This is a genomic window from Streptomyces fuscigenes (assembly GCF_021556455.1).
Lineage (GTDB): Bacteria > Actinomycetota > Actinomycetes > Streptomycetales > Streptomycetaceae > Streptomyces > Streptomyces fuscigenes.
In genome coordinates, this window is record NZ_JAKGCV010000198.1 from 1 (window position 1) to 10,046 (window position 10,046).

The 10,046-nt window shown below is 76.4% G+C and carries 8 protein-coding genes and 1 pseudogene; 7 read left to right on the plus strand and 2 right to left on the minus strand.

The window, feature by feature from the left end; genetic code table 11:
* The 5 genes from cobT to L1885_RS16850 form a co-directional block, all read left to right on the plus strand.
* The coding region (gene cobT, locus L1885_RS16830; protein ID WP_235797938.1) for a nicotinate-nucleotide--dimethylbenzimidazole phosphoribosyltransferase at positions 1–1,894 on the plus strand (1,894 nt) is incomplete at its 5' end.
* Between the two features lie 388 nt (positions 1,895–2,282).
* Positions 2,283–3,581: a uroporphyrinogen-III C-methyltransferase gene (gene cobA, locus L1885_RS16835; protein WP_235797939.1), complete on the plus strand. Its 1,299-nt coding sequence runs from the start codon at positions 2,283–2,285 to the stop codon at positions 3,579–3,581.
* 3 nt (positions 3,582–3,584) lie between these two features.
* Entirely contained in the window at positions 3,585–4,397 is an 813-nt protein-coding gene (locus L1885_RS16840) for a TrmH family RNA methyltransferase (protein ID WP_235797940.1), read from the plus strand.
* A 91-nt stretch (positions 4,398–4,488) separates the two neighbouring features.
* The gene (locus L1885_RS16845; RefSeq protein ID WP_235797942.1) at positions 4,489–5,244 is read left to right on the plus strand and encodes a GntR family transcriptional regulator; all 756 of its coding nucleotides are present in this window, start codon (positions 4,489–4,491) and stop codon (positions 5,242–5,244) included.
* Positions 5,245–5,352: 108 nt separating this feature from the next.
* On the plus strand, positions 5,353–6,360 hold the full coding sequence (locus tag L1885_RS16850) for a 1-aminocyclopropane-1-carboxylate deaminase (RefSeq protein ID WP_235797943.1): 1,008 nt from the start codon (positions 5,353–5,355) through the stop codon (positions 6,358–6,360).
* A gap of 106 nt (positions 6,361–6,466) precedes the next feature.
* Here the strand turns inward: L1885_RS16850 and L1885_RS16855 are convergent, their stop codons facing one another.
* Both L1885_RS16855 and L1885_RS16860 read right to left on the minus strand, forming a co-directional pair.
* A complete protein-coding gene (locus tag L1885_RS16855) occupies positions 6,467–7,285 on the minus strand; it encodes a phosphotransferase family protein (RefSeq protein WP_235797944.1) in 819 nt (272 codons plus the stop codon).
* A gap of 57 nt (positions 7,286–7,342) precedes the next feature.
* Entirely contained in the window at positions 7,343–8,611 is a 1,269-nt protein-coding gene (locus L1885_RS16860) for a serine/threonine-protein kinase (protein ID WP_235797947.1), read from the minus strand.
* 610 nt (positions 8,612–9,221) lie between these two features.
* Between L1885_RS16860 and L1885_RS16865 the strand changes: the two genes are divergently transcribed.
* Both L1885_RS16865 and L1885_RS16870 read left to right on the plus strand, forming a co-directional pair.
* The gene (locus L1885_RS16865; RefSeq protein ID WP_235797946.1) at positions 9,222–9,425 is read left to right on the plus strand and encodes a hypothetical protein; all 204 of its coding nucleotides are present in this window, start codon (positions 9,222–9,224) and stop codon (positions 9,423–9,425) included.
* A gap of 197 nt (positions 9,426–9,622) precedes the next feature.
* A pseudogene (locus L1885_RS16870) lies at positions 9,623–10,046 on the plus strand (aminoglycoside phosphotransferase family protein); the annotation flags it as partial.

The window sequence follows — 10,046 nt, forward strand, 5'->3', positions numbered from 1 at the left end:
GGACCCCGCTCCCGACGCGTCCGCGCCGGAGCCCGCCGGCGCGGCCAGCCCCGGCCCCGTTCCCGTTCCCGCCCCGGCGCCCGAGGAGGAGCCCGTCGCGCCGACGGCACCCGCCGCCGAGCAGGCACCCGAACCCGGCCCCCCGGCCGGGCAGCCCGGCGCGCCCGCGCCCTCCGGCTACGACGAGGCCGAACGCGACACCGTGCTGCGCGTGATGCGCGAACGCCGCGACATCCGCAACGGCTTCCGCTCCGATCCCGTCCCGCACGACGTGCTCATGCGCGTCCTGGAGGCGGCGCACTCCGCGCCGAGCGTCGGCCACTCGCAGCCCTGGGACTTCGTCGTCATCCGCTCCGAGGAGACCCGGCGCGCGATGCACGAACTCGCCCAGCGCCAGCGCGACGCGTACGCCAAGTCGCTCCCCAAGGGGCGGGCGAAGCAGTTCAAGGAACTGAAGATCGAGGCCATCCTCGACACGCCGGTGAACATCGTCGTCACCGCCGACCCGACCCGCGGCGGCCGGCACACCCTCGGCCGCCACACGCAGCCGCAGATGGCGCCCTACTCGTCCGCGCTCGCCGTGGAGAACCTGTGGCTCGCCGCCCGCGCCGAGGGACTCGGGGTGGGCTGGGTCAGCTTCTTCGACGAGCGGGAGATGGTCCGGGCGCTCGGCCTTCCGGAGCACCTGGAGGTCGTGGCGTACCTGTGCGTCGGCTACGTCGACGCGTTCCCGCAGGACCCCGAGCTGATGCAGGCCGGCTGGTCCAAGCGGCGGCCGCTCGCGTGGGTCGTGCACGAGGAGACGTACGGCCGCCGGGTCCTGCCCGGCGCCGAGGAGCACGACCTGCTCGCGGAGACCGTCGCGGGCATCCGGCCGCTCGACGCGAAGGCGCTCGGCGAGGCCTGGGAGCGCCAGAAGCGCATGACGAAGCCGGCCGGCGCACTCGGCGTGCTGGAGATCATCTCCGCGCAGCTCAGCGGCCTGTCCCGGATGAGCCCGCCGCCGATCCCGGAGCCCGCGGCCGTGGCGATCTTCGCCGGGGACCACGGGGTCCACGCCCAGGGCGTCACGCCCTGGCCGCAGGAGGTCACCGGGCAGATGGTGGCGAACTTCCTGGGCGGCGGCGCGGTGTGCAACGCGTTCGCCGGACAGGTCGGCGCCGAGATCTGCGTCGTGGACGTCGGCGTCGCGTCCGAACTGCCCGCCACCTCCGGCCTGCTGCCGCGCAAGGTGCGGCCCGGTACGGCCGACTTCACGACGGGGCCCGCGATGTCCCGCGAGGAGGCCGTCGCCGCGATCGAGGTGGGCATCGAGACGGCGCGCGACCTCGTCACCGCGGGCAACAAGGCGCTCCTGACGGGCGAGATGGGCATCGCCAACACCACCGTGTCCGCGGCGCTGATCTCCGTGTACACGGGGCTCGACCCGGTGGAGGTCACCGGCCGGGGCACGGGCATCAACGACGAGACCCACGCCCGCAAGGTGGACGTGGTGCGCCGGGCCCTGGACCTGCACCGCCCGGACCCGGCCGACCCGATCGGCGTGCTGTCGGCGCTCGGCGGGCTCGAACACGCGGCGCTCGTCGGCTTCCTGCTGGGTGGCGCGTCCATGCGGACGCCGGTGATCCTCGACGGCGTCAGCGCGGGCGCGGCGGCGCTGGTGGCCCGGGCGATCGCCCCGGAGGCTCTCGCGGCCTGCATCGCGGGCCACCGCAGCGCGGAGCCGGGCCACATGGCTGCCCTGAACAAGCTGGGCCTGCGCCCGCTGGTCGACCTCGACCTGCGCCTCGGCGAGGGAACGGGCGCACTGCTCGCGCTGCCCCTGGTGCAGAGCGCGGCGCGTGCCATGCACGAGGTCGCGACGTTCGACTCGGCCGGGGTCACGGAGAAGTAGCCCGCCGGCCGGTGCACGGCTCCGGCTCCGTGGGGCCCCGGCCCCGGCGCACGCCGGAGGAGGGGCGCACGGGGCCGGCAGGCCGGAGCCGCGTACCCGCCGGGGCGCCCGCCGGGCGTGCCTGCGCGGGACGTCCACCGCGCCGGGTGCCCGTCGTCCCGGAGGCCGCCCGTGCGCCACCGTGCGGGCGAGCGCGCAGCGGTACCGGCCGTGCGCCGCACCTCGCGGGAGGCGCCGGCGGCGGGAGGCCGCCGCCCCGGACCGCCGTGGGGCCACGCTCCCGGCGGGGCACCGCGGCCGCCCCGTAAAGTGGTCGCACCATCCGTCCCACCAGCCGCTCCACCGGCGCAGCGGCCTCCGCCCGATCCGCCCGAGGAGCCGCACGCCCATGGCCGAGCAGCACGACGACGCCCCACGCCAGCCGCACTCCGGGCCCGCCGGCCACGGTGACGCCCAGCACCCCGCGTACCCGGTCGGCCTCCGGCTCACCGGGCGACGGGTCGTGGTCGTCGGCGGCGGCCAGGTCGCGCAGCGCCGCCTGCCCGCCCTGATCGCCGCAGGGGCGGACATCCTGCTGCTCTCGCCGTCCGCCACGCCCTCGGTCGAGGCCATGGCGGCCGCCGGCGAACTGCGCTGGGAGCGCCGCCGCTACGAGGAGGGCGACCTGGCCGGCGCCTGGTACGCGCTCGTCGCCTCCAGCGACCCCGCCGCCAACGCCGCCGCGTCCGCCGAGGCGGAGCGCACCCGCACCTGGTGCGTCCGCAGCGACGACGCCGAGGCGGCCACCGCCTGGACCCCGGCCGCCGGCCGCGACGGCGACATCACCGTCGCCGTCCTCGCCGGGCGCGACGCGGGCCACCGCGACCCGCGGCGCTCCGCTGCCGTGCGCGACGCGATCCTCGACGGCCTGCGCGAGGGCACGATCGAGCCGCGGGCCCGCGCCCCCCACGAGGACGGGACCCCGGGCCACGTCGCCCTCGTCGGCGGCGGCCCCGGCGACCCCGACCTCATCACGGTGCGCGGCCGCCGCCTCCTCGCCGCCGCCGACGTGGTCGTCGCCGACCGCCTCGGCCCCCGCGACCTGCTCGCCGAACTGCCCCCGGGCGTCGAGGTCGTCGACGCGGCGAAGATCCCCTACGGGCGCGCCATGGCGCAGGAGGCCATCAACGCCGCACTCGTCGAACACGCCAGGGCCGGCAGGAACGTCGTACGGCTCAAGGGCGGCGACCCCTTCGTCTTCGGCCGCGGGATGGAGGAGGCGCAGGCGCTCGCCGAGGCCGGCATCCCGTGCACGGTCGTGCCCGGCATCTCCAGCACCATCAGCGTGCCGGGCGCCGCCGGCATCCCCGTCACCCACCGGGGCGTGGCCCACGAGTTCACCGTCGTCAGCGGCCATGTCGCCCCCGACGACCCGCGCTCCCTCGTGGACTGGGCGGCCCTGGCCCGCCTGACCGGCACGCTCGTCGTCCTGATGGGCGTCGAGAAGATCGACGCGATCGCGGCGGCCCTCATCGGCCACGGCAAGGACCCGGCCACGCCGGTGGCGCTCGTCCAGGAGGGCACCACCGCCGCCCAGCGCCGGGTCGACGCGACGCTCGCGACGGTGGGGGAGCGCGCGCGGGCCGAGGCCGTACGGCCGCCCGCCGTGATCGTGATCGGCGACGTCGTCGCCCTGGGGATCGGCTGAGCCATGACCGGACCCGTCGTCCTGGACGACCCCGACGACCCGCGCCTCGCCGACTACACCTCGCTCACCGACGTCGAACTGCGCCGCCGCCGCGAGCCCGCGGAGGGCCTGTTCATCGCCGAGGGCGAGAAGGTGATCCGCCGCGCGGTGGGCGCCGGCTACGCGATGCGCTCGATGCTGCTGTCGGCCAAGTGGCTCGGCCCGCTGCGGGACGTCGTCGAGGCCGCGACCGCCCCCGTGTACCTGGTGGACCCCGCGCTCGCGGAGCGCGTCACCGGCTACCACGTCCACCGGGGAGCCCTCGCGTCCATGGCGCGCAAGCCCCTCCCCGACGCGGGCGGGCTCCTCGCCGGCGCCCGGCGGGTGGCGGTGTTCGAGGACATCGTCGACCACGCCAACATCGGCGCGGCCTTCCGCAACGCGGCCGCGCTCGGCGTCGACGCGGTCCTGCTGACGCCCCGCTGCGCCGACCCCTTCTACCGCCGCTCCGTCAAGGTCTCGATGGGTGCCGTCCTGCAGGTGCCGTGGACCCGCACGGCCGGCGGCCCTGGTGACGTCGCGGATCTGCGAGCGGCGGGTTTCACGGTGGCCGCGCTCTGCCTGAGCGAGCGCGCGATCACACTGGACGCCCTGGCCGAACGGGACGAGCCGCGGCTCGCGCTGGTCTTCGGCACGGAGGGCGCGGGCCTGACGGCGGCGACTCTCGCCGCGGCCGACGTGCACGTGCGCATCCCGATGGACGCGGGGGTCGACTCGCTCAACGTCGCCGCGGCGTCGGCCGTCGCGTTCTACGCCACGCGACCCCGTACCCGCTGACCGCGGATCCCGCGCGCGGCGGCCCCTCGCCACGCGGCGCGGTCCTACGCCCTCTTGACGGACGAGTGCCGGCCGGCATGCAATATATTGCATGCCAGTTCCGCTGAGTGGGGAGCCCGTGACGCGGTCGCTCCTGCGCGACCGGGCCCATCGCGCGATCCGGGACGCCATCGTCGACGGCACGCTCGCCCCCGGTGAACGCCTCCACGACACCGCCCTCGTCGCATGGCTGGGCGTCAGCCGCACCCCGGTCCGCGAGGCGCTCGCCCGCCTCGAGCAGGCGGGGCTCGTACGGACGAAGCCCGGCAGCCGGACCGTCGTCGCGCCGCTGGACCCCCGCGCCGTGCGCGCCGCGCAGTCCGTCACGGCGGCGATGCACGAACTGGCCGTCCGCGAGGCCCTCCCGGCCCTGACGCACGACCATCTCGAGCGCATGCGCGAGGCGAACGAACGCTTCGAACGGGCCCTGCGCGAGCGGGACGCCGACGCGGCGGTGGCCGCCGACGACGACTTCCACGGCGTGCCCGTCGAGGTCAGCGGCAACGCGGCCGTGCGCACCGTCATCGAGCAGTTCGGCCCGGTCCTGCGGCGCCTGGAGCGGCTGCGCTTCTCCTCGCTGAGCGGCCGGGACTCGGTCGCCCAGCACCGGTCGATCACCGACCGGTGCGCGGCGGGCGACGCGGACGGTGCCGCGGCCGCCACGCGCGCCAACTGGGAGACCCTGCTCCCGCTGCTTGCCGAAGCCCAAGCCGAAGCCGAAGCCGAAGCCGAAGCCGAAGCCGAAGCCGAAGCCGACGCCGAAGCCCAAGCCGAAGCCGAAGCCGACAGCGACGGCGACGGCGACTGAACCGGCGCGCGGCCCGGTCCCGGTCCGGCGCCGGCGCCGGTGAGGCCGCGATCCGGCCCTGCCCGCGCCCGTCCCGCTTCCCCCGTCCGCAGGTCCCAAGGAGCGCGCATGCCACTCGACGACTTCGACCGCTACCCCTTGCTGTTCGGGCCCAGCCCGGTGCATCCGCTCGACCGCCTGAGCGAACACCTCGGCGGGGCCCGCGTCTGGGCCAAGCGGGAGGACTGCAACAGCGGCCTCGCCTACGGCGGCAACAAGACCAGGAAGCTGGAGTATCTGCTCGCCGACGCGCTCGCGAGCGGCGCCGACACCCTCGTCAGCATCGGGGGCGTGCAGTCCAACCACACCCGGCAGGTGGCGGCCGTCGCCGCACGTGCCGGGCTGCGCGCGGTCCTCGTCCAGGAGAGCTGGGTCGACTGGCCGGACCCCGTGAACGACAAGGTCGGCAACATCCAGCTCTCCCGGATCATGGGCGCGGACGTCCGCCTCGTGGAGGCGGGCTTCGGCATCGGCCTCAAGGACAGCTGGCAGCAGGCGATGGAGGACGTGCGCGCCGGCGGCGGCACCCCGTACGCGATCCCCGCGGGCGCCTCCGACCATCCGCTCGGCGGGCTGGGCTTCGCCCGCTGGGCCGAGGAGGTGCGCGCGCAGGAACGGGAACTCGGCGTCTTCTTCGACACCGTCGTGGTGTGCAGCGTCACCGGCAGCACCCAGGCGGGCATGATCGCGGGTTTCGCCGGGCAGGACCGCCCCCGGCGCGTCCTCGGCATCGACGCCTCCGCGCGGCCGGAGGCGACCCGCGCCCAGGTCGGGAAGATCGCCCGCGCCACGGCGGAGCGCGTCGGCCTCGGCAGGCAGCTGCGGGACGAGGAGATCACCCTGCTGGAGGGGTGGGCGGGCGAGAGCTACGGCATCCCGGTGGCCTCGACCCTGGACGCGATCCGGCTGACCGGCCGCCTCGAAGGCGTGATCCTCGACCCGGTCTACGAGGGGAAGTCGATGGCGGCCCTGATCGACCTCGTGCGCGACGGCGACATCCCGAAGGGGAGCAACGTCCTGTACGCACACCTCGGCGGCCAGCCCGCCCTCAACGCCTACAGCGGCATCATCCCCTGACGGGGGCGGGCACCCGCGCGCCTCCGGCCCGGCGGTGCCAACCGGCCCCCACCGCCCACGGGTGTCCGCCGTCACCGGCCGGGGTCCGGCCGGGGTCCGGCCGGGGTCAGCCCAGCAGCCGGCACAGCCGGGCGGCCTGGCGCTCGGCTGTGCCGGGCGGGTTGCGCGGGTGCGCCGGATCGTCCAGGGACAGCAGGAACAGCCACACGAGGGCGAGCAGCCTCCGGTAGAGGTCCAGCCGCTCCCGTTCGGCGGCGCCCAGGTCGAACCGTGCCAGGAACGCGTCCGCGTCCAGGCCGCCGTCGATCCAGGCACCGACGTGCTCCGTGATCTCCGCGAGTTCGAAGGCGCGTTCGCTGCGCCCTGAGTCCTCGAAGTCCACGATCCGCACGCGCGAACCGTCCCACAGGTAGTTGGCGAGGTTGCCGTCGCCCGGCCCGAAGACCGGGACGAGGGACCGCCATCCGGGCCGCTCCAGGCCTGAGCCGTCCAGCCAGGCGAGACCGCGGTCGATGGCCTCCGCGACCTCGGGCCCGGCCGCGGGGCGCACCTGCGGCGTCCACTTCCGGATGCGGTCGAGCAGCTCGTGCCGGTCGTCGGGCCGTACGGGCACGCCCGCCAGGACGTCCGCCGGCACGGCGGCGTACAGCTCGGTGAGCGTGGCGGCCAGTGCGGCTGTCTGCCGGCCGTCCAGCGGCTCGCCCCGCAGCGGCCGGCCCGGCAGGCGGGTCATCACCACGACCGGTTCCGCGCCCGTGGGCTGCGCGCTCAGCGGGGCGGGCGCAAGGCCAGAGGCGAAGGTGGCGAGCAGCGACAGGGCGCGCCACTCTCGGGCGCCCTCCTCCTCGCTACCCGGCCGGAACGTCTTGACCACGCGGTCGGGACGGAGTTCGACGGAGTGCGTGCTCCACGTGACGGGCGTCATGCCACGCCATTGTCCGGTACGCGGGGCCCGGCCGCGCCGCGTCCCGGCCCCGGGTCGTCACAACTGCTGCGCGAGCCAGATCCCGAGGACGACGAGCAGGGTGACAATCACGAAGACGATCAGGCGCTGCCGCAGCAGGCGGGGGTTGGCCGGGCGGCGGCCCGGTGCCGGGCCCCTGGTCCCCGGGCGGGCGGCGCCGCGCGGCTGCTGCGGGCGGGAGCCGCCGGTGCGCGGGTCGGGCGCGCGCCGCCTCGGGGCCGGTCGCCCGGAACCGGTGGGCCGAGCCTGCGACGGGGACTGCGCCTGCGACTGCGACGGATGGTCGTCGTGCTCGCCCGTACCGGTGTGGACGCGCCGCATCGAGCGCTCGGTGTACAGCTCGGTCGGGCGCTCCGAGACGCGCCGCTCCCGCTCCCGCGACCGCTCGGGCATCCGCCCCGTCGCCACGTCCTGCGGGGAGCGTTCGCGCTGCGCGGGCGGCCTGGCGTCGCCGAGCCCCTGCGCCTCGCGGGCGGCGATCTCCTTCAGCCGCATCGACAGCTGGAGGGTGCTGGGACGGTCGCCCGGGTCCTTGGCCAGGCAGGCGCGCAGCAGCGGCGCCAGCGTGTCGGGCACCCCGCGCAACTGCGGCTGCTCGTGCACGACCCGGTAGAGCATGACCTCGGAACTGCCGTGTCCGAAGGGCGAGTCGGCGGTCGCCGCGTAGGCCAGGGTGGCCCCGAGCGCGAAGACGTCAGTGGCGGGCGTGACGACGGCTCCGCGCACCTGTTCCGGCGCCAGGAACCCGGGGGAGCCCACCGCGGTGCCGACGTGCGTGAGGGTGCTCGCGCCCGTGGCCCAGGCGATGCCGAAGTCGATGATGCGGGGGCCCTTGGGCGACAGCAGGATGTTCGACGGCTTCAGGTCGCGGTGGACGACGCCCGCCTCGTGCACGGCGACCAGCCCCTCGGACAGCGCGGCGCCGACGGCCGCCACGTCCGAGGCCGTCAGCGGGCCCTCCTCGGCGACCTTGTCGTGCAGCGAGGGGCCGGGCACGTACTGGGTGGCGAACCAGGGGCGCTCGGCCTCCAGGTCGGCGGCGACCAGCCGTGCCGTGCACCCGCCCCGGATGCGCCGGGCCGCGGAGACCTCGCGCGCGAAGCGCGAGCGGAACTCCTGGTCCTCCGCCAGGTCCGGCCGGATGACCTTCAGGGCCACGCGCTGCCCGCGCCGGTCCGAGCCCAGGTAGACGACGCCCATGCCGCCGGCCCCCAGCCGCCGGTGCAGCCGGAAGGAGCCGACGGTCCGCGGATCCTCGCGCCGGAGCCGCATCATCGCCATGTCCATCCCCGCCGCCCGGTCGACCTTCTGACGTCGCACAGCTTACGTACACGCGCCCCGGCGCGCTCACAGGCCGCGCCCTGGCGACCGGATCGATCGTCAGTGCCCCACGCCGGGGATGAGGAGCGGTCAGGGCACCTGCCGTCCCGGGCGCTTCGGCCCCACGGTGCGTCAAGAGCGTGCAAAGACAGGGGTATTGGACCACGGACCTGGGAAGGAACGGTCCTCGCGCACGCGGCCCGGGCCCGGGCGGGTCGGGGCCCTCTCGCCCGCGCGCACGAGCCCGGCGGCGGGGTGAGTCATGTCACGCCCGCCGGACATCGGCCCGTACGGCGCCCCGGGACCGCCCGCGTCGCGCGGGCGCAGCGCCCCCGGCGCGCACCGGTGCCTCCCGCGCCGGACGGACGCCGCGACCCCGACGTCCCGCGGGCCGGACTCCACCCAGGGGAGTAGGCGCCCGAGCGGCGGGTCATCCCCTGAGAGGCCGGGCAAGCCGTGCGCGGGCATGACGACCCGGCGCCCGCACGTCCCTAGTGTTGAGGTCGAGCGGCGGGGCCCACACTCGTCCCCCGAGGTCAGGTACCCCGCCGCCGCAGGACTCGACGGGAGGGCAGCCATGGCGGACACGGCGGCACGGACAGCGTTCCGCGCGCAGCGGAAGGCCTTCGCCGCGCTCGGTGTGCGGCCCTCGGGCACCCGCCACCCGCTGGTGGCGGTCGCCATGGTGCTCCCTCTTGCCGCGCTGCTGGTCGTCGTCTTCGGCGGCTGGAGCGCGGTGGTCGAACAGGCGTCGTCCGTGGGCGTGATGCTGGGGCGCTGAGCGCCCCGGGCCCGGGAGAGCGGTCCGGGCCGGGGACATCCGGCCAACAGCCCCGTGGGGACGGGGGTGCGGCGGACGGCAGCGTACGGCCGGTCAGCTGGGGAGCTGACCGGCCGGCGCGTTGTGGGGCCCGCGCGGGCCGGTCACGCACCGGCCCGCGCGGGCCGCGTACGCTCCCGGGGACAACGGGGAGGACCATGACCACCGACGGGCTCCTGCCGACCCTGCGACGCCTCGCCCGCGACACCGCACACCGCGCCGGCGCCTGCGGCGCCTGCGGTCAGGAGAGCGTGCTGGCCGACCGGCCCGACGCCGCCGTCGTGCGGCACGGGACCGCCGTGGTGAAGGCGCACGCCGACGGCACCGACCCGGCGGCCCACGCCGTGCGCCTCGCACTCGCCGCCCACCCCGCCCTCGGCGGCATCCTCCTCGCGCCCCTGCCGCACGCCGCGGCGGGGGCCCACGGCCGCCTCGTGACGGCCTGGCCCTACGGCGACCCGGTGGACCCGCGCGACCCGGCCGCGGCGCCCTGGGAACAGGTCGCCGAACTCCTCGCCCGGCTGCACGCCGTGCCCCTCGCCGCCCTGGACGGTGCGCTGCCCGGGCCGGTCCCGCCGATGC